Annotated in this window: 18 protein-coding genes; 6 read left to right on the top strand and 12 right to left on the bottom strand. The window is 55.8% G+C overall.

Annotated features, from left to right (window positions below; all coding sequences use genetic code 11):
* Positions 1 to 12: 12 nt before the first annotated feature.
* Positions 13 to 2,208 (bottom strand): ferric-rhodotorulic acid/ferric-coprogen receptor FhuE, encoded by a 2,196-nt coding sequence (fhuE, locus tag KVT28_RS09700; protein ID WP_217548030.1) that lies wholly within the window; start codon positions 2,206 to 2,208, stop codon positions 13 to 15.
* 529 nt (positions 2,209 to 2,737) lie between these two features.
* On the opposite strand from fhuE, the gene KVT28_RS09695 reads away from it, so the two are divergent.
* Positions 2,738 to 3,139: an H-NS family nucleoid-associated regulatory protein gene (locus KVT28_RS09695; RefSeq protein ID WP_101761355.1), complete on the top strand. Its 402-nt coding sequence runs from the start codon at positions 2,738 to 2,740 to the stop codon at positions 3,137 to 3,139.
* A 208-nt stretch (positions 3,140 to 3,347) separates the two neighbouring features.
* Here the strand turns inward: KVT28_RS09695 and KVT28_RS09690 are convergent, their stop codons facing one another.
* Genes KVT28_RS09690 through KVT28_RS09680 form a run of 3 tightly spaced genes read right to left on the bottom strand, consistent with a single transcriptional unit; the run spans position 3,348 to position 6,971 of the window.
* On the bottom strand, positions 3,348 to 4,547 hold the full coding sequence (locus tag KVT28_RS09690) for an aminotransferase class I/II-fold pyridoxal phosphate-dependent enzyme (RefSeq protein ID WP_217548028.1): 1,200 nt from the start codon (positions 4,545 to 4,547) through the stop codon (positions 3,348 to 3,350).
* 18 nt (positions 4,548 to 4,565) lie between these two features.
* Positions 4,566 to 5,867: an LLM class flavin-dependent oxidoreductase gene (locus KVT28_RS09685; protein ID WP_101761353.1), complete on the bottom strand. Its 1,302-nt coding sequence runs from the start codon at positions 5,865 to 5,867 to the stop codon at positions 4,566 to 4,568.
* A 33-nt stretch (positions 5,868 to 5,900) separates the two neighbouring features.
* The gene (locus KVT28_RS09680) at positions 5,901 to 6,971 is read right to left on the bottom strand and encodes an iron-containing alcohol dehydrogenase family protein (RefSeq protein WP_217548025.1); all 1,071 of its coding nucleotides are present in this window, start codon (positions 6,969 to 6,971) and stop codon (positions 5,901 to 5,903) included.
* 334 nt (positions 6,972 to 7,305) lie between these two features.
* Here KVT28_RS09680 and KVT28_RS09675 point away from each other — a divergent pair, with 334 nt between their 5' ends.
* The 3 genes from KVT28_RS09675 to KVT28_RS09665 are packed head-to-tail and all read left to right on the top strand — an operon-like array spanning position 7,306 to position 10,303.
* A complete protein-coding gene (locus KVT28_RS09675) occupies positions 7,306 to 7,851 on the top strand; it encodes a GNAT family N-acetyltransferase (RefSeq protein ID WP_192235087.1) in 546 nt (181 codons plus the stop codon).
* Positions 7,848 to 8,990, top strand: coding sequence for an amidohydrolase (locus KVT28_RS09670; RefSeq protein WP_217548023.1), 1,143 nt, complete (start codon positions 7,848 to 7,850; stop codon positions 8,988 to 8,990). Before KVT28_RS09675 ends, KVT28_RS09670 begins: the two co-directional genes overlap by 4 nt.
* Positions 8,990 to 10,303 (top strand): MmgE/PrpD family protein, encoded by a 1,314-nt coding sequence (locus KVT28_RS09665; protein WP_217548021.1) that lies wholly within the window; start codon positions 8,990 to 8,992, stop codon positions 10,301 to 10,303. The genes KVT28_RS09670 and KVT28_RS09665 overlap by 1 nt, the downstream gene beginning before the upstream one ends.
* Here the strand turns inward: KVT28_RS09665 and KVT28_RS09660 are convergent.
* Together KVT28_RS09660 and KVT28_RS28140 are read right to left on the bottom strand one after the other, a co-directional pair.
* Positions 10,300 to 10,524 (bottom strand): hypothetical protein, encoded by a 225-nt coding sequence (locus KVT28_RS09660; protein ID WP_007890034.1) that lies wholly within the window; start codon positions 10,522 to 10,524, stop codon positions 10,300 to 10,302. The genes KVT28_RS09665 and KVT28_RS09660 overlap by 4 nt on opposite strands.
* Before the next feature lie 114 nt (positions 10,525 to 10,638).
* Positions 10,639 to 10,761: a hypothetical protein gene (locus KVT28_RS28140; RefSeq protein WP_255421536.1), complete on the bottom strand. Its 123-nt coding sequence runs from the start codon at positions 10,759 to 10,761 to the stop codon at positions 10,639 to 10,641.
* Between the two features lie 329 nt (positions 10,762 to 11,090).
* Between KVT28_RS28140 and KVT28_RS09655 the strand changes: the two genes are divergently transcribed.
* Positions 11,091 to 14,801: an FAD-dependent oxidoreductase gene (locus tag KVT28_RS09655; RefSeq protein ID WP_217548018.1), complete on the top strand. Its 3,711-nt coding sequence runs from the start codon at positions 11,091 to 11,093 to the stop codon at positions 14,799 to 14,801.
* A 98-nt stretch (positions 14,802 to 14,899) separates the two neighbouring features.
* On the opposite strand, the gene KVT28_RS09650 is transcribed toward KVT28_RS09655, so the two are convergent.
* The 6 genes from KVT28_RS09650 to KVT28_RS09625 all read right to left on the bottom strand — a co-directional run bounded on the left by KVT28_RS09650 (position 14,900) and on the right by KVT28_RS09625 (position 20,515).
* Positions 14,900 to 15,265: a type II toxin-antitoxin system PemK/MazF family toxin gene (locus KVT28_RS09650; protein ID WP_217548016.1), complete on the bottom strand. Its 366-nt coding sequence runs from the start codon at positions 15,263 to 15,265 to the stop codon at positions 14,900 to 14,902.
* Complete coding sequence (locus tag KVT28_RS09645) at positions 15,265 to 15,537, bottom strand: antitoxin (RefSeq protein WP_110867195.1); 273 nt, start codon at positions 15,535 to 15,537, stop codon at positions 15,265 to 15,267. Before KVT28_RS09645 ends, KVT28_RS09650 begins: the two co-directional genes overlap by 1 nt.
* Before the next feature lie 87 nt (positions 15,538 to 15,624).
* Entirely contained in the window at positions 15,625 to 17,910 is a 2,286-nt protein-coding gene (locus tag KVT28_RS09640; RefSeq protein WP_217548014.1) for a molybdopterin-dependent oxidoreductase, read from the bottom strand.
* A gap of 34 nt (positions 17,911 to 17,944) precedes the next feature.
* Positions 17,945 to 18,706: an amino acid ABC transporter ATP-binding protein gene (locus KVT28_RS09635; RefSeq protein WP_137387006.1), complete on the bottom strand. Its 762-nt coding sequence runs from the start codon at positions 18,704 to 18,706 to the stop codon at positions 17,945 to 17,947.
* On the bottom strand, positions 18,699 to 19,622 hold the full coding sequence (locus KVT28_RS09630) for an amino acid ABC transporter permease (RefSeq protein ID WP_110867192.1): 924 nt from the start codon (positions 19,620 to 19,622) through the stop codon (positions 18,699 to 18,701). The genes KVT28_RS09635 and KVT28_RS09630 overlap by 8 nt, the downstream gene beginning before the upstream one ends.
* Positions 19,619 to 20,515, bottom strand: a complete 897-nt coding sequence (locus tag KVT28_RS09625; RefSeq protein WP_110867191.1) for an ABC transporter substrate-binding protein — start codon at positions 20,513 to 20,515, stop codon at positions 19,619 to 19,621. The genes KVT28_RS09630 and KVT28_RS09625 overlap by 4 nt, the downstream gene beginning before the upstream one ends.
* A 659-nt stretch (positions 20,516 to 21,174) precedes the next feature.
* Between KVT28_RS09625 and KVT28_RS09620 the strand changes: the two genes are divergently transcribed.
* Positions 21,175 to 23,346 (top strand): TonB-dependent siderophore receptor, encoded by a 2,172-nt coding sequence (locus KVT28_RS09620; protein WP_217548527.1) that lies wholly within the window; start codon positions 21,175 to 21,177, stop codon positions 23,344 to 23,346.
* Positions 23,347 to 23,359: the final 13 nt, after the last annotated feature.

Below are 23,359 nucleotides of genomic sequence, written 5' to 3'. Positions count from 1 at the left end.
CCAGCATCTTTATCAGAAACGATAGCTCGCCGAGACAGAGAAATTACGTGGATCGCCGTACACGATGCCGCCGTTGCTGACATTGGTGTCGTACTCTTTGTCGAACAGGTTGTTGATGTTTGCCTGCAGTGAGACGTTTTTGGTGACGTCGTAGCGTGCGAACAAATCGACCACCGAGTAGCTGCCCTGACGTGCGCGCCAGGTGCCTTCGCCATCTGGACCGCCAATGTCACCGTAGGTTTTCGACTGCCAGGTCACGCCACCACCCAAAGTCAACTGATCCAGCATCGGCAAGCGATAGCTGGTGAAGAGGTTGAATGAGGTGCGCGGCAGCTGAGAATTGTAGTTCTCGCCTTCGCGATCTTCCGCCACATAGCTGGTACCGCCGAAGGTCATCTGCCAGTTATCGGTTACCGCACCGTTGACTTCAAACTCCACGCCACGGCTCACTACGCCACTTTTACCCACATAGATGGCATTGCCCGTTTCCGGGTTGGTTTGTCCGGTCGCTTCGCCAACGTTATCCAGTTCAGTGCGGAATACGGAGATCGAGGTAGTCAGGCGGCTGTTAAACCAGTCTGATTTCACGCCCGCTTCGTAGTTCTTGCCAATCACCGGCGCCAGGAATCCGCCCGAGGCATCCTGATAATCCTGCGGCTGGAATACCGAGGTGTAGCTGGCATACGCCGACCAGTTGTCGTAGAAGTCCCAAATCACACCACCGTACGGCGTGATGTTGTTCTTCTCCATCTCTTCGCTCAGCGTCTGACGATTCCAGTTAGTGTAGCGCGCGCCGAGAATCACATGCAGCGGATCGGCCAGCGAGATGCGGGTTGCCAGATAAGCAGATTTCTGACGTACCAGCTGTGTATCTGAAGCCGGTTCGCGCGGATCCCAGTTGGATTCCGGGAAATCGCCGTTGTAGTTATTGAAGTTACCCAGCTCTGCTGATGAGATGTTCTCCCACGAGCTGTAGTACTTGTTGTCCTGACGACTGTAGTTAACGCCAATCATCAGCTCATGCTGACGTCCCAACAATTCGTATGGGCCGCTGGCGAAGGCATCCACCGCATCCACTTTACGTTTGCCGGTGTTATAGCCGGTGCCGCCGATAACCGGATAGCCGGCGTAAGAGGAAGAGCCCGCGCCGGTGGTTTTATCAAAGAAGCCATCGATATACAGCTGTTTGCTGTCGAGGAACATTTCGTTATGCGTGCCGTTAAGCGTGATGTTCCAGCCGTTATCGAAGTTTTGCTGCAGGTTAACAAAGACCTTTTTGTTTTCTTTGTTGTTGTAAGCCCAGTCTGGCGCGGTGTTGTAACCACGACGCGCTTTGATCTGAGAACCGTCGGTATACCAGCGCGGGGAACCGCTCCACATTGGCGAATCGGTGTTTACCTGGGTAAATTCGTAACCAACCGACAATTTGGTGGAGTCGGTCAGATCAGCGTCAACCACGCCATAAACGAACTTTTTGTCTGCGCCGTAGCGTTCGATAAAGCTGTTTTTGTCTTCATAGCCCGCAACCAGACGACCACGCACGTTCCCTTCAGGCGACAGCGGTGCAGAGAGATCGGCAACGTAACGCTGCTTGTTCCAGCTGCCGTAGCTGGCGGAAACATCACCGGTGAACTCTTTGCTATCGGCGTGCTTACGCACCATGTTGATGGAGGCGGAAGGATTACCTGGGCCAGTCAGCAAGCCGGTGGCACCGCGCACCACTTCGACGCGCTCATACAGCGCCATGTCGCTCTGCGCGTCGCCAAGGTTCCAGCGTGAGGCGAAGGCAGTTGGAATACCGTCGACCATATAGTTGTCGATCAGGAAACCGCGCGAATAGTAGTTGGTGCGGTCCATATCGGAAGAGACGCCGTGGATACCGGTGGTGTTCTTCAGCACATCGTTCAGCGATTGCAGCTGTTGGTCTTGCATACGCTGCTTGCTGACGATTGAAACCGATTGCGGAATATCGCGCGCGGTGAGCGCCATTTTGGTACCGGCACGCGTCACCGGTACGCTGTAATCCTGTGCCGCCTGCTGTTGCTGATCGGCGTTGGCGCTGGCATCCACGTTCAGCGTCTGTTCGGTGTTGGTGGTCTCTGCTGCCTGCGCGATACCCGACGCAACCATCACAGCCAGTAAAGAGAGACGTAACGCACGCTGAGGCGCACTGCCGGGTTTCCTGACGCGCAAATCACTGAAAGACATACGATTCCTCGATCAACTTATCGTTATTTTTTTGCGGCACCGCTGCTGACGTCGGAAAGAGGAACGACAGTAAGGAAGCCGTTAAGAAAGCAAATGAGAAATATACGCATTAAGATTTCCAATGCAAGAAATTGTTACCAGTTTACTGACACTTTTACACTTGGTGAAAAGCCTTATTCTTCAACGAGTAATAGTTGACTTACGTTATTTTCAGGAAGGTTCATGGCGGGGCTTTCAGCAACTATGTGAAATTGAACAGATTCTTATGTGTACGGTAACCATTTATGGCGACCTTCACACGCACCGCATACACACGCATATTAAATCACCCACTATTATTCTCCTTACTCTCCTGCGTCACGTGAATAAGCCAAATAGCTCGATAAAGCGTCACGGAATATAAAGGAATCTCTGATTCACCCGGATATTTTACAGACAATTCTGCCCACGTTTGATTATTTTAATTTGGCAAAAAATCTCGTAGAATGCTTCCCTTTACACCAGTCAAATAAGTAATAAGGATTAATACATGAGCGATGCACTTAAAGCATTGAACAATCTTCGTACGCTGCGTGCCGAGGCGCGTAATATTGACGTCGCAGCATTAGAAGAGATGCTGGAAAAATTCGCCGTGGTCGTCGCAGAGCGCCGTGAAGAAGCGGAAGCAGAAACTGCAGCTCAGCGTGAAAAAGAAGAAAAGCTGGCGCTGTATAAAGAGATGTTGTTGAAAGATGGCATTGATATTAGTGACCTGGCGCAATTAACTACCCAGGAAAGCAAACCCAAGTCGAAACGTGCTCCGCGCCCCGCGAAGTATAAATTCATCGACGAACAGGGGAACGAGAAATTGTGGACCGGCCAGGGCCGTACGCCATCACCGATTAAAGCCGCACTGGAAGCGGGCGGTTCAATGGATGATTTCCTGATTTAATCGGTGACTTGCTGTACAGCGCATGAACAGTAAAAACGCAGCGTAAGTGCTGCGTTTTTTCGTTATTAATTCTGCGCGTTAATCTGTTTGATATACGCTTTTAAAAAGTCGTAAACATAATCCTGGCAAGCGATACCGGATTGCGCATCATACTTGCCGTTAAGTCAGATAATCCCCCGGAAATATCTGACGTCTTTTACTAATAAGCTTATTTCAGAACCGCACAGGCCTGCGCAATTCTGCGGCCCGCTTCACGCACCGTTTCAATGTCGGTGGCAATCGACAAACGGAAATAAGGTGATAATCCGTACGCGCTGCCCGCCACGCCAGAGACACCGCTTTCCAGCAGATAATTCATCACATCCTGCTCGCTTTCGATCTGCTGACCATCGGGACGCGTTTTACCTAATAAACCGGCACAGCGACAGAAAATAAAGAACGCGCCATCAGGATTAAGCACGTCAATTTCCTGCACCGGCTTTAACAGCGCCATAATCGCATCGCGGCGATCCTGATAAGCCGTGCGTTGCGGCGGCAGGAAGTCGAGTCCACCGTTATACGCCGCCACCGCCGCAGCCTGGCTGATCGCGCTGGCACCGGAGCTGTTTTGCGACTGCACCACCACCATCGCGTCGATCAACGCTTTAGGCCCGGCACCGAAACCGATGCGCCAGCCGGTCATGGCGTAGGTTTTCGACACGCCGCCCACCAGCAGAATACGGTCGGCTAAATCCGGCGCAACGTGCAGCAGGCTAATATGTTCACGGCCATCAAACAGAATATGTTCGTAGAGTTCATCCAGCATGATCAGCACATCAGGATGATCGCGCAGCACCGTCGCCAGCGCGGTCAGCTCATCTGCGCTGTACACCATACCAGAAGGATTGCCGGGATTGTTCAGCACCAGCCAGCGGGTTTTAGCGCTGATCGCCTGCGCCAGCTGTTGCGGCTGCAACTTGTATTCCTGCTCCAGCGGACACGCCAGCAGCACCGCTTCGCCGCCGTTGAAACGCACGCTATCCGGGAACGTCGGCCAGTAAGGCACCGGCACAATCACCTCATCGCCCTCATTCAGCGTGGCGGCAAAGGCGTTGAAGATAATCTGTTTGGCACCGTTGGCGATGCAAATCTGCGCCAGCTCATAATCGAGCTGATTTTCATTTTTCATCTTAGCCAGCACCGCTTTGCGCAGCGGCGTGGTGCCATTGGTCGGCGTGTAGCGCGTCTCACCGGCTTCCATTGCCGCCACCGCCGCCTGACGAATATGCGCGGGCGTATCAAAATCCGGCTCACCGGTGGTGAGATCGAGAATATCCACGCCCTGCTCTTTCAGCTGGCGCGTCAGTTGACGCGCCGCCGCATTGGCAGAGAGCGACACGGACTGCACACGCTTTGATAAGGTGACCATGTTGAGCTCCTGAATGGGTTAGACCACCGGCAAGCCGAGGTTTTCACGCAGCGTGGCGAACTCGTAATCGTCACGGAACAGGCCGCGACGGCGCAGTTCAGGGATCACCAGCTCAACAAACAGATCCAGCTGCTCGGACATGATCGCCGGCATAATATTGAAACCATCCGCGCCGCCCTCGTTCATCCACAGCTCGAAATCGTCAGCGATATCTTCGGCGGTACCGACAATCACGCGATGTCCGCGTGAACCAGCAGCCACCGCCGCCAGCTCGCGCAGCGTCAGATTTTCGCGTTTCGCCATATCGGTCATCAGTTTAACGCGGCTCTGGTTGCCCTCGCCAAGAGGCACTTCTGGCACCGGACCATCCAGCGGGAACTGGCTGAGATCCATGCTGAAACGCAGCGACAGCTGACGCAGACCGTTTTCGATGTCCACCAGCGTGTTGAGCTCTTTCCACAGTGCTTTGGCCTCTTCACGCGTGCGACCCACAATCGGCATCACGCCCGGCATAATCACCACATGATCCGGATTACGACCAGCGGCAATGACCTGATCTTTCTGCGAACGGTAGAAGGTTTGTGCTTCTTCGAGGCTGGCAGCCGCGGTGAAGATGACTTCCGCGGTTTCCGCCGCCAGTTTCTGACCATCGGCGGAGGAACCGGCTTCGATGATCACTGGACGACCCTGCGGCGAACGGGTGATATTCAGCGGACCCTGCACCTGGAAGTGCTCGCCTTCATGGTTAATCGGCTGGATTTTTTCATCAACAAAGTACGCACCGGTCTCTTTGTTCGGCTGCACCGCGCCCTCTTCCCAACCGGCCCACAGCTTGTCAGCCACTTCGAGGAATTCGCGCGCACGCGCATAACGCTCGGCATGGTTTGGCATATCGTTGCGGCTAAAGTTACGCGCTACATCGGTAGAGAACGAGGTCACCACGTTCCATGCCGCGCGACCACGGCTGATGTGATCCAGCGAAGAGAAGCTGCGCGCCATGGTGAACGGATCGCTAAAGGTGGTAGACGCCGTTGCCGCCAGACCGATGCGTTTGGTATTCACCGCCAGCGCCGACAGCATGGTCAGCGGCTCAAGGCGCGCCATGGTCGAGGGCAGACGATACATGCTGGTGGCCAGCGCATCGCCTACGAAGAACAGATCGAATTTACCGGCTTCGGCTTTTTTGGCGATGGTGATCAGCCAGTCGATGTCAGTTGGATCGCCGAGCTTTTCCGTCAGACGCCAGCCGCTGACGTGTTGTCCTACCGGCTGCACGAAAAGGCCTAAACGGATGCGGCGTTGTTGTTTTGAGTTAGCCATTAATTTGTCCTGGTCAATAAAAAGTGGTGCGATTTAAAACGTGTTCTCGGTCGCCAGCAGCGCCTGTTCCAGCGCATCGGCAGAGATGCGGAATGGCAGACGTTCGGCGCTGGCCGCCGGAAATTTAATCTGTTCTGCGATGGTGCGAATCGTCGCCGCGCGGTCACCGGTTAACGGCGCTAAGGTCAGCGGCATGTCGTACGCACGCAGCAGCGTCAGCAGATCGGCATCCGGCACGCCGTCATGCTCAATCAGCGATTGCACCAGCAGGCTGTAACCCACTTTTTCACCGTGCAGCCATTGATGCAGTTCCGGCTGATGCGTCAGACGATTGTGAATGGCGTGAGCAAAACCTGGCGTCGGCAGCACATCGCGCACGCTGTTGGCTAATCCGGCCAACACGATATTGGCATCGATGATTTTCACCAGCTCCGGCGTGACCTGCTGTTGCTGGTTAGCGGCTACCGCCGCCGGGCCCAGCTCGCGATAGAGATCCAGCGCGCGTTTGGCGGTCATCACTTTGAGATCCAGCGCCAGATCGTTGGGATTGTTACGCTGATACGGATAGAACTCATAATATTTTGCCAGCGCATCAACGATGCCGGCCTTCAGGTAACGCACGTCGCTGCGCGCGATAATCTCGCTATCGACCAGTACCAAATCCGGCATTTTGCCCAGCGGCTGGCTGCGCACATGGCCGCCCTGCTCGTTGTAAACAATCGCCACCGGCGACCAGGCAGCGCAAGTCGCGGCAACCGTGGCGAAGTTGATCACCTTGAGATCGGGCAGCTGGCTACCCACCGCTTTTGCCGCATCCAGCACGCGCCCGCCGCCGATCGCAAACAGCAGTTCAGCGCCCTGCCGCTCGACATTGTGCTTCAGGGTTTCAATCGCGGCATCGGTGCATTCACCGGTCAGATACTCTATTTCCCAGCGAATATCATTGGCTTCAAGGCTCTGGGTTAATTCCGGATTAACGGCCTGCCAGGCGCGGGGGGAAGTAAAGACGCGAATATGGGAAGCGTAAGGTTTGATAAATTCACCGGCGCGCGCACGCACACCGGATTCATGTGCATATGCACGCGGAGATTTGATCGCTAACACGGCGTCACCCTGATTAAGAATAAGGCTATAACGGATTAAATTAAGATAATTCAGAGGGTTAATACAGAATAGTTATAGCGCTATGTATTTTCTGCATACTACGGTAAATAACGATTTAAGCAATGCAAAAGGGGCGATTTCATTTTCACAAATTCGCATTAGCTTAGTTATTTTTCACATATAGCGGGGAATGGCTTTGCTGGTAATCTGAACCCTTATAACAGACGAGCACCTTGCGTAGCGGCGCAATTTATTGCGCGATGAATCGCGCCGCTATGGAAGGTGCCTGTTTTTTGATTCTCCGCCTGATGGCGGTTTTTTCCCGGGGATGTCTATGTCACTTGAATTTCGTCAGGTTAGAGAAGACGAGGTGGAAACCTATCAGGCGCTGATGCATGCCGCGTATGCACCCACGCTGGCGCTCGGCATTAAATTTGATGCCGCCACCGCCGACCTTGCCAAGACACTGCGTCATCTGCAGAGCCACGGTGTTTATGCCCTGTATGCCGATGATGTGATGGTCTCATCCGTTACCGTACGCTATCCGTGGGGACCGCTGCCCGGCCCGTTTGGCCTGCCGCATATCGGCTGGTTTGGCGCGCATCCCGATTATCCCGGCCAGCAATTTGGTCGTCAGGTGCAGGATCGTCTCGAGCAGGAGATCTTGCTGGGCCAGTTACGCGCGCCTGCGGTGTCGCTCGGCACCGCCACCAACCATCCGTGGCTGATCGAGATGTACAAAAAGCGCGGTTTCCAGCTGATGCACACCACCGATCTTGGCAAAGGCCACATCACGCAATATATGAAGAAAGTACTGGATGAAAGCGCCCACGATGCGTGGTTAACACGCCAGGCGGCACAACAAGGAGTAAAAGCATGAGCCAATCTCTCGACATCTTAGGCGAACAGCTGATCGCTTTCCGCCATGAACTGCACCGTTTTCCCGAGCTCTCCAATCAAGAGTTTGAAACCACCGCACGAATTCGTCAGCAATTAGAGCAACACCAGATTCGCGTGCTGGATTTACCGCTCAAAACCGGTTTAGTGGCGGAAATTGGGACGGAAAGTGGCCCATTGATGGTGTTACGCTCCGATATTGACGCGCTGCCGATTGAAGAGCAATCAGATGTGAGCTTCCGATCTGAACGTCCTGGCGTGATGCACGCCTGCGGCCACGACTTTCACAGTTCGGCGGCGCTGGGGGCAGCGATTCTGCTCAAACAGCAGGAAGATACGCTGCCAGGTAGCGTGCGTATTCTGTTCCAGGCCGCTGAAGAGACCGGCCAGGGCGCGCCCGATGTGATCGCGACCGGCGCGCTGGATGACGCGGTGGCAATCTTCGGCATCCACAACGATCCGTCGCTGCCGCCAGGCGTGATTGGCAGCAAAGCCGGTCCGCTCACCGCAGCGGTCGATCGCTTTGATATCAGCATCACCGGCATGGGTAGCCACGCCGCCAAACCGCATCAGGGTAACGATCCGATTGTGATTGCCGCGCAAATTGTCTCGGCCGCACAAACGTTGATTAGCCGCAATGCCCCATCCGGCGATAACGCGGTGGTCTCGATTACCCAGATTCACAGCGGCAGCACCTGGAACGTGATTCCTGATAGCGCCTGGCTGGAAGGCACGGTGCGCTCCTTCTCGCAGGAAACGCGCGAACGTCTGGAGCAGCGCTTCCGTGAAATCGTGCAAGGTATCGGCGCCGCTTTCGCCGCCGAGGTGAAATTCAACTGGCACGCGGGTCCGCCATCGGTGGTAAATGATGCGCATTGGGCGGATTTTGCCTTGCAGCAGGCCAGCGCCAGCGGCTTTGAGGCGCGCGTGGTGGAAGCCAGCCCAATCGGCGAAGACTTCGCGTTCTATCAGCAACAGCTGCCGGGCGCGTTTATGATGATTGGCACCGGCGAGCCTTACGCGCTGCACCATCCGGCGTTTCGCATCAATGATGATGTGCTGCTGCCGACGTCGCGCTATCTCGCCAATCTGGCGGTCGCAGCGCTGAAGAGCGTGAGCTGATGAGCCTCACTGCCGCGCTGGCTGAGCGCATTGTTCACAGCCAACCGGACGCCGCCGCACGTAATGCGGCACGCGAAGGGGTGCGTGATTTCCTCGCCGTCAGCTGGCCGGTACTGCAAGGTCAGGTGCCAGACAGCGGATTACCGGCGCTGCGCAGCGTATATGGCGACGGCAGCGCGCGAGCCAACGCCCTGCTGCTCGGGTATGCCAGCCACGCGCTGGATTACGATGATTTCCATGCGGATTTTCGCGGGCATCCCAGCGTGGTGATTCTGCCTGCGCTCTTTGCCTGGCAGCAGTTGCAGCCCTCTGAGCTGGATCAGTTTCTTGATGCCTATGCGGTTGGCGTGGAGGTTGCCGGACGTTTAGGTCTCGCCGTCAGCCAGCAGCATTACGCTTTAGGTCATCACAATACCGCGACGCTTGGCACAGTTGCCGCTGCCGCCGCGCTGGCGCGTTTGCTGGCGTTAGATTTGGCTGCCACCGCAACGCTGCTCGGCATCGCCACCACGCAGGCCAGCGGCTTACGCGCGCAGTTTGGTTCGGCGGTAAAGCCGCTGCATGCCGGGTTTGCAGCTGAACGCGCGGTGAGCGCCGCACAGCTGACGCTGGCAGGCTTTGATGGCAAGCAGGACGGCGTGATTGACGCTTTCATCTCCGCCACCAGCAATGGCCAGGCGCAGCCGGAAAAACTGATTGAGCATTGGGCGCAGCCGTGGCGCATCGTCGCGCCTGGGTTGGAATTCAAACCCTTCCCCACCTGCGCCGGTACGCACAGCGCCGCCGAAGCCACGCGCATCTTGCGCAATCAATGGCTGGCGAGCGGTAAATCACTGGAAAGTTTGCTGGAAAACATTAGCGAAATTAGCGTGGCGTTTCCGCCGGGCGGTGATATTGCGGCATCGGTGCGCGTGCCAACCAACGGCATCGAAGCGCGTTTCAGTCTGGAATATGTGATCGCCGCGATGCTGATGTATGGCGATTTGCGTTTGCAGGATTTTGCCGAAGGCGAGTTGAATCAAGAGGTGATGCCGCTGGCAGCAAAGGTGCGTCGTACGCCAGATGAAGGTGCGCCACCGGATGCGATTAACCCGGCGCTGCGTTTTCATCTGGTGACGATTACGCTACGCGATGGCTTGCAGTTGCAGCATCACCGCACACGTCAGCAATCGCTGGCCGATGCGGTGGATGTCGCAGGCAAGCTGCGCGCGGCACTGCAGCAGGAATCTCCGCTACGTCAGCAACAACTGCTGAACAGCAGCGAGTTGGCTAACAGCACGCATCTGGCGCAGTTAACCCAACTGCTCGCTTAAAGCGTTTCAACCGGCTCCAGCGCATCCTGAATGGCATCGGCCAGATTTGCAATCTCATTGGCAACCGCCTGCAAATCCCACGATGCCTTTGATCCGCTGGCAGAGGTTGAGGCGCTAACTGACTCTTTTGCCACCGCTAATGCCGCCGCAACCGCAACGGTGCGTTTATGCTGCTCAACCGTGACGCCAATCGGTGGCTGTGTGAAATAGTCGTTGACCATCGTATCTCTCCCTTAAGTGTTAAAAAAATAAATGAATCCTGGAGAGGTATTATGGGGGAATTACAGCAGAGTGCACTCTAAATAGTGAGCCGCCAGCGGCGGCTCGACCGATTTTCAGATTTTAGGTTGCTGATCTTCAGGGAATTCAGTATCGCGGGGTAAATCATCATCTTCGTCAGGTAATGTTTCATCATCACCTGGCAGTGGAATTACATCATCATCTGGACGTTCTGACATACGTACCTCCGTAAACCCGAATTGGGTTAATTAAAGTGTAGTAATGAAATAAATTAAACATCGCCCTTCTTTTCATTATGTGAGTTAAGCGTAAGAAATCGCGCAACAATAATATCTTCATTTCTTTGCACCGCTTCACTTAAATAAGCAAAACTCACGCTGGGCTTATTTTCTTTTCAGCTCAGCCATTTGCGCTAAGCCAAAGCGTGGTTATAATTTGAATTAGGTTCAACAGTCGATTTCCCTGGTTGCCTTAAATGGCGCCCCTATAACACGATTAACTTCTTTTATTTATTGCTATTTCCTGAATGTTATTCCGGGGGAACATCATGTCGCCATTTTCCAGCTTTTGGCAAGCCGGTTATGAGGGAGCGGATCATATCAATCCCTTCGGCGAGCGGCTTTCAATGAATGCGTTGACCGAACATTTATCGCAATACCATAACGATTACGCCACGCTGCAGCAGTTTGGCATTACCTCCGCCCGCGAAAGTATTGGCTGGCGACTGGCGGAAATGGAACCGCAAACCACGCTCGAAAGTTTAAAAAAACGCATGAATTCGGCGCGCTCCTTTGGCGTGCAAATTAACTGGACCTTTTGCCATTACGGCTGGCCGGATGACTTAACCTTATTTTCCAGCGAATTTGTGCCGCGCTTCGCCGCTTTTTGTCAGCGCATGGCGGGCTTCCTCGCGGAATATTATGAAGACGCCCCCATTTATTCGCCGATGAATGAAATCTCGTTTATGGCGTGGGGAATTTCTGTCGGCCTGTTTGGTAATAATGCCCATACCGATCCCGATGAGATTAAACGTCAATTGATTCGCGCCACGCTGGCGGGTTGCGCCGCCATTCGCCTTGCAGATCCGCGTGCGCGTTTCCTGCACTGCGACCCGATTATTCACGTGGTGCCGGATGAAGACAGCGATGCATGCCGGCAGCGCACCCGGGATATCAACGCTTCGCAATATCAGGCGTGGGACATGATCGTCGGTTTGCGCGAGCCGGAACTCGGCGGCAAACCGCACTATCTCGATGTGGTTGGCGCCAATTATTACCACGGCAATCAGTGGCTCACCGGGTCCGGCTGCCGGCTGGAGTGGCATCTGGGCGATGCGCGCCGCGTGCCGCTGCATCCGCTGCTGGCGCAGTTAACTAAGCGTTATCAGCGGCCCATTTTGCTGGCGGAAACCAGCCACGTCGGCAGCGGACGCGCCGCCTGGATTGCCCAGGTCACCGCCGATGTCGCGCAGGCACAGCTCAATGGCTGTGATATCCGCGGCATCTGTCTTTATCCGATTATCGATCGCCCACTTTGGGAAGATCTCGAACACTGGCCACGCAGCGGATTGTGGGATGTCGATCCCCACAAAAAGCGCCTGCTGAACCCGGTTTATGCCGCGTCATTACAGCAATCACAACGATTATTAGCCCGTTTTCAGGGTCTTATCACCGCGGCCAGCAGGCCAGAGGAAAGCGTCATGAAACAATCCGTATTAGTGGTATTCAGTCATTTACGTTGGGGATTTGTCTTTCAACGTCCACAGCATCTGTTGTCGCGCCTCGCCCAGTTCCACCGCATTGTGTTTATTGAAGAGCCGATTTATCAGCCCGGTGAAGCCGCGTTACGCCAATATCAGCCCGCACCAAATGTGACGGTGATCGAACCGCATACCGATGTGGCCGTGCCCGGCTTCCACGATAGCCAAATCGCCGTGCTGCAACCGCTGCTGGCTGAACTGCTTGCTGACGATGAAACGCCGATGGTGTGGTTTTATACGCCGATGGCGCTGCCGCTGCTGGCCTGCTTTACACCGAGCGCGATTATCTATGACTGCATGGATGAACTCTCCGCCTTTAACCAGGCGCCGCGCCAGCTTCAGCAGCGTGAATCGGCGCTGTTGAGCCGCGCCGATTTGGTGTTCACCGGCGGCACCAGCCTGTATGAAGCGAAGAAACATCGCCATCCGCAGGTTTTCTGCTGCCCAAGCAGCGTCGATGCGGGACATTTCGAACAGGCGCTGGACCGCACTAACAGTCATCCGCTGCAGGAAAACCTGCCAAAACCGCGCCTCGGCTATTACGGCGTAATTGATGAACGCCTCGATTTGACGCTGATTGCCGCGCTGGCCGATGCGCATCCCGACTGGCAGATCGTGATGGTCGGTCCGGTGGTGAAAATTGATGCCGCCAGCCTGCCCCAGCGCAGCAATCTGCACTGGTTCGGCCAGCAACCGTACGCCGCCTTGCCGCACTTTCTCGCCGGCTGGGATCTTTGCCTGATGCCGTTCGCGCTCAATGCTTCGACGCGCTTTATCAGTCCTACCAAAGTCCTGGAGTACATGGCAGCGCAGCTGCCGATTGTCAGCACCGCGATTGCCGATGTGGCGCGACACTATGCCGACGTGGTGAGCATCGCCGACTCGCATCAGAGCTTTGTTCAGGCCTGTGAAGCGGCGCTCAGCATGCCGGTGGAAACCCGCTATCAGCTAGCGAAAAACATGGCGACACGCGTTGCGGAAACCTCGTGGGATCGCACTGTCGATGAGATGCAGGCGCATATCGTGGCACTGACCCAACGTCAGATTTCCCATCCCGAAATAGCCGCCGCCCCTCCGCCCGCGCTGGCGCACAACACCGTTGCGTGCTTGATTTTGGGGGCCGGCCCAACGGGGTTGAGCGCCGGTTATCACTACGGCGCGGGCGCAGTGGTGCTGGAGAAAAATGCCACCGTGGGCGGCTGGTGCCGTTCAGTCGAGGATCAGGGATTCACCTTCGATCACGCCGGCCACATTATGTTCTCCAACGATCCTTACGTGTTGCGCCTGTACGATATCCTGCTGGGCGACAATCAGCACTGGCAAACGCGTGAAGCCTGGGTTTACAGCCATGATGTTTACACCCGCTATCCGTTCCAGTCGGCGCTGCATGGTTTGCCTGCCGAAGTGATTGGCGAGTGTGTGTTAGGCGCGATTGAAGCGCGCTATGCGTCGCCTCCCGCTTTACAGGCGGTGGCCACCGAGGCGCGGCGTGATTGCTGCGCCGATGGCGCCATCCCGGATGGTGAAAGCCTGGTTTGTCAGCCGGAGAGCGAAGATTTCGAAAGCTTTATTTTCCGTACCTGGGGCAAAGGCATCGCCCGCCATTTCGCCCTGCCGTATAACCAAAAACTGTGGAAAACCCCGCTGGTGAATATGGAAACCTCATGGCTCGGCGGACGCGTGCCGCTGCCCGATTTGGAGCAGATCATCTCCGGCGCGCTGGCTCCGCTGGATAAGCCGGTCGGCCCCAATGCGCGCTTTGGCTATCCGCTGCGCGGCGGTTTTCAGGCGCTGATGGAGGGATTTCTGCCACATCTGGACTGCACGCTGGAGATGGAAGCGGGCGTCAGCGAAATTCAGCCGTTGCAACGGCGCGTGCTGTTAAGTGATGGCCGACAGTTTCATTATGACCAGATGATCAGCACCTTGCCGCTGCCAGAACTGGTGCGATTGATGGGCAGCTTTGCACCAGAAGCGGTGCAGAAAGCGGCGAAGCAACTGCGTCATATCTCGGTGCGCTGCGTCAATCTGGGCATTGGCCGCGCCAATATCAGCGACAAACACTGGATTTACTATCCCGGCAACACACTGTTCCACCGCATCTTTTTACAGGGCAACGCCAGCCCGCACTGCAATCCAGAAGGCGGTTTTGGCCTGACCTGCGAAATGACCTATCGCGACGATCAGCCGCTTCCTTGCGAAGGCGATGCGTTGATTGAACGCTGCATTGCGGATTGTATTCGGGTCGGCATCATCAATGCCGATGATGAGATCGTTACCGCCAGCGAAGTGGATATGCCTTACGCCTATGTGGTTTATGACCATCAACGTACCGCCAACGTCACGCTGATTCGCAGCTGGCTGGCAACGCAAGGCATCCATCTTTCCGGGCGCTACAGCGAGTGGGAATATTACAACTCGGACCACGCGTTCCTTGCCGGTAAACGTGCAGCGGAAACGGTGAAAGATTTGACCCATAACCGGAAAACCACTGCGTGAGATGAAAAAGCTAGTCAGTTAGGGTGAACGGGGCGGCATTCATGAGTGGCTGCCCTACGATTGTCATCGTAATTTTCGTAGGGTGCGCATTCAGCTTTTTAACGCGGATCAATCAAATCCACTACCATCGACAGGATTTCATCCATGACGTGCGATTCAACTTTCGCGGCGAAACTTGCCTTCCGCGCGGTCAGGTCAAGAGAACGAAGTTGGTAGCACAACGCTACGCCAGTTACGCTGCCGGTATCCGTGCTGCTGCCATCCAGATACACCGCAACAGCACTCGAGCGTGATGCGCCGCCACCGCTGGTTACCGGAATGCAAACCGCTGTCCCTAAAGCAGCGACGAGTTCCCGCCGTGAAATCACCAGATAATAATGCGGCCCTTTAAACTCCCTGCCTTCAACGGGATCACCGTTGACGTGCCAGATTTCACCTAACTGCGGAACTCTGCGCGATATCATCAGATAGCCTCCTTGCCCTGCGGTTTATCCTGCAAATCGTCGCTGACGGCTTCATTAAACTGGCGAATCTCTTCCTGATCAATGCCAGCTAACAGTTGGTCCATCGTTTTCCTGCCGCGTGCGAGCCGGTTAACAGGTTTGATGTTGATTGACTCGTCAGTTGCAGTGACATCTAGCTCAATCCCCACATGCCAACCCGCTTTGGTCGCGATGTCACTGGGAATCGTTAGCACAACGGCTCCGCCTTGCTGACGCAGTTTGGTTAAAGCCATACATCCTCCAAAGTGTAACTTTGTCACACTGAGTCTATCACTCGGTGAGACAAAGTCACACTTTGATTTATTGAGATGCGTCTGCTTTTAGGCAGGCGGAATAAACGCCTGTACAGGCGTCACTTCGCCGCGATATTTACGCACCTGCACGACGGTGATTTGTCCGCTGCAACCTTGTGCCAATGAAGACGTGCCGATATCCAGCGTCAACACATTGGGATTACCGTGACGGCACAGCGGACGCAGCGCGGTAGGATCGACCGGATCATACCAGGCGCCGGTCGGCAACTGCACCACGCCGCGCATGATGGTTTCGGTGAGACGCGCACTGGCGAGCACGTGGCCGCGCGCGTTGTAGAGCTCGATAATATCGCCATCATTAATGCCTGACGCCGCCGCATCCGCCGGATGCAAACTGCACACTTCGCGGCCATCGCGTTTGCCGCTCAGGCTGTAATCACCAAAATCGAGCTGGCTGTGCAAGCGCGTCGCCGGCTGATTGGCGATCAACCAAAACGGATGATCGGAATTCGGTTTTTGCTGCGGTTCACGCCACACCGGATGTCCCGGACAGTTTTCGTAGTTAAAGCTGGCGATGGTGGCAGAGAAAATTTCAATTTTCCCGCTCGGCGTCGGCAGCGGCGACGCTTCCGGGTCGGCGCGGAACGCGTTGATCATACGACCGCCATCTTTCAGCTGCGGCAACTCCAGCACGCCTTGTTGCCAGAACTTCTCGAAGTCGGGAATCTCAACCTGATGCGCCGCCAGCTTCTGCTGCAGCTGGGCGTAATGATGCTGCAACCAGCCGCGCGTATCGCGCCCTTCGGTGAAGGCCTCTTCGCGGCCTAAACGGCGCGCCAGCTCGGTGAAAATCACGTAATCATCTTTGGCTTCACCGAACGGTTGCGCCACCGGTTGCATGGCAAACAAGTGGCGATCGGTGGGTGCGCCGCCAATGTCTTCGCGCTCCAGCGTCATGGTGGCGGGCAAAACGATATCGGCATGGCGCGCGCTGGCGGTCCAGGCGATCTCATGCACGATCAGCGTATCCAGCTGACAAAAAGCCTGACGCAAGCGCGCGAGATCCTGATGATGATGGAACGGATTGCCGCCGGCCCAATATGCCAGACGGATGTGCGGATAGGTTAAACGGCGGCCATTGTAATCAAACGGCTTGCCGGGATTGAGCAGCATATCGGAGATACGCGCCACCGGAATCAGACGATCGATACCGTTTTTACCCTGCGGTAGCGCCGGAAAACTCACCAGATTGTGATGCTTACCGTAATGGCCCAGCGCACCCAGCGCATAGGTGTAGCCGCCGCCCGGCAAGCCCGGCTGACCAAGTGCGGCCGCCAGCACCAATCCCAGCCACACCGGCTGTTCGCCGTTTTCGGCGCGCTGCAAGGCATGCGCCACCGTCACCAGCACGCGTTTGCCGTGCAGCTGGCGAGCAAAATCGCTGATGAACGCAGCACTCACGCCGCAAATTTCTGCTGCCCACGCCGCATCGCGCGGCGTGCCATCCTCTTCGCCACGAATGTAGGCCGCCATTTCTGGCCAGCCCACGGTGTAGCGCGCGAGGAAAGCCTCATCGGTCAGCTGTTCAGCGATAAATACCGATAACACGCCGAGGATGAAGGCCGCGTCAGTGCCCGGACGCAGCGCCAGCCATTCGCCCTGCGCTTCTTCAGGGAGATCGCTTTGCAGCGGGCTGACCGAGATAAAGCGAGTGCCGCGCTCAGCCGCCTGCTGCATAAAGCCGCGCTCGGTGTGTTCGCTCAAACCGCCGCTGGCGACCTGCGAGTTTTTCAGCGCCAAACCGCCAAATGCCACCACGATTTCGCTGTGCTGGGCGATCTCTTCCCAACTGACGCCGCGACGGGCAATTTCATTCATGTCGCCGACGATATGCGTCAGCAACACCGACGCGGAGCCGGAACTGTAGCTGTTGACTGAACGCACGTAGCCGCCGAGCGTGGTGTTGAGGAAGCGATGCACCTGACTTTGCGCGTGGTGGAAGCGCCCCGCGCTTGACCAGCCGTAAGAGCCGCCGAAGATGCCTTCCGGGCCGTACTTATCGCCGACGCGTTGCAGTTCGCGCGTGACCAGCGCGTAAGCTTCATCCCAGCTCACCGCGACGTACTCATCGTTGCCACGACGATCGTCCGCGCCCGGGCCGTTCTCCAGCCAGCCACGGCGCACCATCGGACGGGATACGCGCGCCGGATGGTTTAACGCAGTGTGGAAATTTTGCAGCAGCGGGCTGGGATCGGGATCGCCCTTGAACGGTTCGATGGTGAGCCGATCGCCCTGTTGCTGGGCATGAAAAGCGCCCCAATGGGCGCTGTGCATTACCGGTTTTTGCGTCATCACTGTTCCTGGCATCAAAAAAGAAAAACGGTGCCTAAAGCACCGTTGCAATAAAGTTTCTTACGCGCCCGTTTTCCGGGTCGTCGAGCACTTGCTGGGTTGGCCCCGCCGCCACGATTTTGCCGCTTTCCATAAACACAATGTTGTCAGCAACCTCGCGCGCAAAACCAATTTCATGCGTCACCACCACCATGGTGATGCCGGAGTGCGCCAGCTGTTTGATCACCTGCAGCACTTCGCCAACCAGTTCGGGATCGAGCGCTGAAGTGGGTTCATCAAACAGCATCACGCCGGGATCCATCGCCAGCGCGCGGGCAATCGCCACACGTTGCTGCTGTCCTCCGGAGAGATTCTGCGGCCACTCATCTTCGCGGCCAGACAAACCCACTTGCTTCAGCAGCGACAGCGCTTTGCTGGTCGCCTGCTGACGACTCTGCTTCTTGACGCGCATCGGCGCATCGACGATGTTTTGCAACACGGTACGGTGCGGGAACAGGTTGAATTGCTGGAACACCATGCCGATTTCGGCACGCTGACGCGCAACTTCACCGCTGCTTAACTCGTGCAGCGCCTGGCCTTTCTGCTTATAGCCGATGATCTCGCCGCCGATGCGAATGGTGCCGCCATCCAGTTTTTCCAGGTGGTTGATGCAGCGCAGCAGCGTGGATTTGCCCGAACCCGACGGCCCAAGGATCACCGTGACTGAACCGGCAGGAATATCCAGATTCACTTCATCCAGAATGGTGACGCCAGAGAAGCGCTTAGTGACTTTACGTAAGGCGATCGCTTCACCCATTGCTGACGCTCCTTTCTGCTTTTGGCGCTGAGAAGCCCGGCAGCGATTTCAACAGGCTGCGTTTTTCCCGGCGCGAAACGCCACGGCCAAAATAGCGTTCCACATAGAACTGACCCACCGACAGCACCGAAGTCATCAGCAGATACCACAAGGTAGCCACCAGCAGCAGCGGAATCACTTCATAGGTGCGCTGGTAAATAATCTGCGCCGAGAACAGCACGTCCTGCAGCGAGATCACTGAGACCACCGCCGTGGTTTTCAGCTGACCAATGATTTCGTTGCCGGCGGGCGGCATGATGGCGCGCATCGCCTGCGGCAGCACGGTGTGACGGAAAATCTGCGAAGGGCGATAGCCGAGCGCACGCGCGGCTTCCAGCTGGCCGTTGCCGACGCTTTGGATACCCGCACGCACAATTTCGGCGGCATAGGCAGATTGGTGCATCACCAGCGCGATCACTGCCGCACTAAATGGGCTCACCAGCGCGTTCGATTGCGTGCTCCAGATTTCGCCGAGGCCCGGAATCGACAGAGCGATGGTGGGATAAAGCGCCGCGATGTTGTACCACAGGAACAGTTGCACCAACATCGGTACACCACGGAAGAACCAGGTGTAGAACCAACTCACGCCCACCAGCACCGGATTGGAGGAGAGGCGCATCAGCGCCAGCACCGTACCGAAGGCAAAACCCAGCACCACAGAGATCGCAGTGAGCTGCAGCGTCATTAATACGCCTTGCAGGATCGATTCGCCGGTAAAATTCTCCGCGATCACGCTCCATTCGAAGCGTGGATTGTTAATCATCGAGTTCGCCATCGCCACCACGCACAACAACACGACCAGCGCACTCAGCCAGCGTCCGTAGTAACGTTTGCCGACGATTTTCAAATCGCCGGTGTGGTCGTGAATGTCACTCATTGAAAGATTTCCTGATTGCGTTTGGCTTGTTTAACAGCACCAAAGCCGATGCCCCAGTTGTCGAGGATCTTGTTGTAGCTGCCGTCTTTGATCAGCGAGTTAAGCGCGGCCTGTACAGCGGGCTCCAGCGCGGAATCTTTCGGGAAAGCGACGGAAACGGGTGCGTCATGGACGGTAATCTCACCGCTCATGGTCAGCGGTTTAATCACCTTCACCTGCCACAGCAAACCTTCATACGGGCCGAGGAACATTGGCACGCGACCGCTTACCACCGCCTGCACGCCAGCTGGACGATCCGGGAAGACGGAGACTTTGATTGGCTTTTTACCTGCCGCTTCACAGGCTTTGCTGGCGTCTTCAAGGCGCGTAACCTGGGTGGTGCCGGAACCGGCGCCCACTTCTTTACCACAGACATCGGCCAGTTCTTTGAATGGCGCGATGTTGGCATCTTTGCGCGAGATAATGCCGAGGCGGCTGGCATCGTAATAACCCACGAAGTCGATGATTTTGGCACGCGCTGGCGTGGCGTTGATATTGGAGAGCGCCACATCGTAACGACCAGTTTTCAGGCCTGGAATGATGTTGTCGAAACCGCCGGTGTCGCGCCACTGAACCTGGATTCCCAGACGCTCGCCCACGGCATTCATGATATCGATTTCACGGCCGGCCAGCGTTTTGTTGTCTTCTTTATAGAAGGTGGTTGGCGGCGTGTTGGGGTTGGTTCCGGCAACAATATAGCCACGTTTCACCACATCCGCAGGCAGCAGGCTTTTCAGCGCAGGATCGGCCTGCACATGGATTGAGCTGTCAGTTGGGACGTTTTCATCGGCGGCGAACGCGGTGTGTGCACTCAGCGCGAGCGCAAGAAGAGTCATGCCTTTGGCGAATTTCACTGGAACCTTTCTCCTGATTTATAAAAAGTTTCCCCACAGGGAAAAGGCGTTGAGGTAGCGATGGTTTTGTCTCCTGACTCACCTCGCGCGAGCGGCGTGCGGTGAGTGGAATTGTCATCCTCATATACCCTAAATAATTCCAGCTGCAACAAGGCGGCAAGCGTGTGAATCCCCGGGAGCTTACTTAAGTAAGTGACTAGGGTGAACACGCGGAGCCAACGCAGTTGCGGCTGAAATTATGACGGGTATTTACGTCCCGATTAGCATTCTCTGGAAGATAGATAACAATCACAAATGCGAAAAAAACATATCTATTGCCAAAATATGGCAATAGCCGCTAGTACGGTTGCAAGGCGGGATTTCCGCCCGAGATTTGGCACGTAATACTTAGCAGAATTCAGAATTTGCTAGTGAATCAATAGCCTGCTTATCCAGTATTCATCGACACATTTCTTCTTACTCATAACGGTTTCTTCTAAGCAAATGAGAAATTCCCCTCTCCGCAACTCATACCCCGCAACCGAACAACCTTTGTAAAGGTTTGTATTGTCAGGCATGTTGCCGTCTCACTGAATGGACAATGAGAAACGTTATCATTATCATGCGCATTTACTTACAATTGTTAACGTTACAGGGAGAAAACTTAAGTGAATGTAACCATGCGTGGCAAAAAGCGTCCAATTGCGCTTTTTTTAGCGGGAATGCTAACGTCGCCTGCCTTTGCAGCTGAAACCACCGAAAAGCTGGCTGACGATGAATCAATGATCGTCACCGCCGAGCAGGAGCTGAAACAGCAACCGGGCGTGTCCACCATCACCGCTGAAGACATCAAAAAAAATCCCCCTGTTAACGATCTCTCCGACATCATTCGCAAAATGCCCGGCGTAAACCTTACCGGTAACGGCGCCAGCGGCAGCCGCGGCAATAACCGGCAAATCGATATCCGTGGCATGGGCCCGGAAAACACCCTGGTGATGATCGATGGCGTGCCGGTTTCCTCTCGTAACTCGGTGCGCTACAGCTGGCGCGGCGAGCGTGATTCACGCGGCGATACCAACTGGGTGCCAGCTGAAATGGTTGAGCGCATTGAAGTGATTCGAGGCCCGGCCGCTGCTCGATACGGTTCTGGCGCGGCGGGCGGCGTGGTGAACATCATCACCAAGCGTCCCACCAACGACTGGCACGGCTCGCTGTCGCTCTATACCAGCCAGCCGGAAAATAGCAAAGAAGGCGATACCCGACGCGCTAACTTCAATCTCAGCGGCCCGCTGGCCGGTGATGCGTTGACCATGCGCCTGTACGGCAACCTCAACCGCACCGATGCCGATGCGTTCGATATCAACACCGCAGAAAACGGTTCATACGCGGCGGGCCGTGAAGGCGTGCGCAACAAAGACATCAATACCGTGCTGTCGTGGAAAATCACGCCGCTGCAAATCATCGACTTCTCCTGGGGCTACAGCCGTCAGGGCAATATTTATGCCGGTGACACGCAGAACAGTAACAGCAACGCCAGCACCGACGGTTTAGTAGAGTCGCTGTACGGTGATGAAACTAACCGCATGTATCGCCAAAGCTACGGCATCGCGCACAACGGTATCTGGGATTGGGGAACCTCGAAGCTTAATTTCAACTACGAGAAAACCAATAACACTCGCCTGCAGGAAGGCACCGCCGGGCGTACTGAAGGGATGATTAATAGCGATACGTACGCCACCAGCCGCCTGGAAAGCTATCGCGCGGGCGGAGAGATCAACTTCCCGCTGCAGCTGCTGGTCGACCAAACCGTGACGCTGGGCGCGGAGTGGAACCGCGATGAGCTGAACGATCCAGCATCAATGCTTGCGGCCAGCGCGAGCGGCGTGAATTTGCCTGGCAGTTCTGGCGATCCATCGCAGCGCAGCAGTAAGAACAGCGCCACCATCAGTTCACTGTTCTTCGAAGACAACATTGCCGCCACCGATAGCACCGAAGTGATTCCGGGCCTGCGCTTTGATTATCACGATCAGTTTGGCGCCAACTGGAGCCCAAGCCTTAACCTCTCACAAGGTCTGGGCGACTTTTTCACCCTGAAGGCCGGTATTGCACGGGTGTTTAAAGCGCCAAACCTGTATCAGTCAACGCCGGGGTATCTGCTCTCCACGCGTGGCAACGGCTGCCCGATTGGGCTCAGCCAATGTTATCTGCTGGGGAATAACGATCTCGATGCAGAAACCAGCGTCAACAAAGAGATTGGACTGGAGTTCAGCAACCAGGGCTACGTCGCGGGCATCACCTGGTTCCGCAATGACTATAAGAACAAGATTGTGTCCGGCACCGAGCCGGTTTATTCCAGCACTCGCCCGGTTTACAACGTGCTGCGCTGGGAAAATGGCGGCAAAGCGATTGTGGAAGGACTGGAAGGAAATCTGACTATTCCTTTGATCGCCGATACGCTGGAATGGCGCTCCAACGCCACCTACATGTTCCGCTCCGAGAGCAAGAAAACCGGCAATCCGCTGTCGGTGATCCCGGAATTCACCATCAACTCGCAGCTGGAGTGGCAGGCGACGCAGGATCTCAGCGCCAACATCAACTGGACGCAGTATGGCCGCCAGAAACCGCGTCAAAATGTTGAGACCAATATCGATACCTCGAGCATGACGACGCAGGAAATCAGCCCGTATTCGGTGTTTGGTTTGAACGTCAATTACGACATCAGCAAAAACCTGCGCGCCAATGCCGGTATCAATAACCTGTTTGATAAACGCATTTACCGTGAAAATTCGGGTGCTTCGACCTATAACGAACCGGGCCGCGCCTATTATGCCGGTGTGACGATGTCGTTTTGATTGAGCGGTGTTT

The organism is Pantoea sp. GbtcB22 (assembly GCF_019091025.1).
Classification (GTDB): Bacteria; Pseudomonadota; Gammaproteobacteria; order Enterobacterales; family Enterobacteriaceae; genus Pantoea; species Pantoea leporis.
This window is presented reverse-complemented; position numbering and strand designations above follow the sequence as displayed.